Source organism: Streptomyces beijiangensis, assembly GCF_017315755.1.
GTDB classification, from domain to species: Bacteria; Actinomycetota; Actinomycetes; order Streptomycetales; family Streptomycetaceae; genus Streptomyces; species Streptomyces beijiangensis.
This window is the reverse complement of the sequence record NZ_JAFLRJ010001428.1, coordinates 1-407: the sequence shown is the minus strand read 5'-3', so window position 1 is coordinate 407 and position 407 is coordinate 1. Positions and strand designations below refer to the sequence as shown.

Here is a 407-nt window from a genome sequence, read left to right as displayed (position 1 = left end):
GTCTCGTGGGCTCGGCGAGATCATCACCGCGCTGGCAGCGAAGCTGCCCGTCGGCGACATCGGCTTCTCCGAGACGTTCTTCCAGCTCAGCCAGACCATGTCCTACGACTTCGGCGTGAACTCCCGGCTGCTCAACGAGACCGACAAGGGCTTCAACACCGGCAGCATGCGCAACGTCTACTCCCCGGACGTCACCTGCGCCAGGGAACTGATCGTCGATCAGCTCGCAGCCCGCATGGACAAGGACCCCTACGCCTTCCGGCGCGACTTCCTGCGCGACGACCGCTCCCGCGCCGGGCTGGAGAAGGTCGCCGAAGTGGGTGACTGGGGCCGCACGATGCCCGACGGCACCGCGCAGGGCATCGCCTTCCACGCCGAGTACAAGGCCGTCAGCGCGGCGCTGGTGG

At 67.6% G+C, this 407-nt stretch carries 1 pseudogene; it reads left to right on the top strand.

Features of this window, described 5'->3' with window-relative positions:
- Window positions 1–407 (top strand): annotated as a pseudogene (locus J0695_RS42130) (xanthine dehydrogenase family protein molybdopterin-binding subunit); the annotation flags it as partial.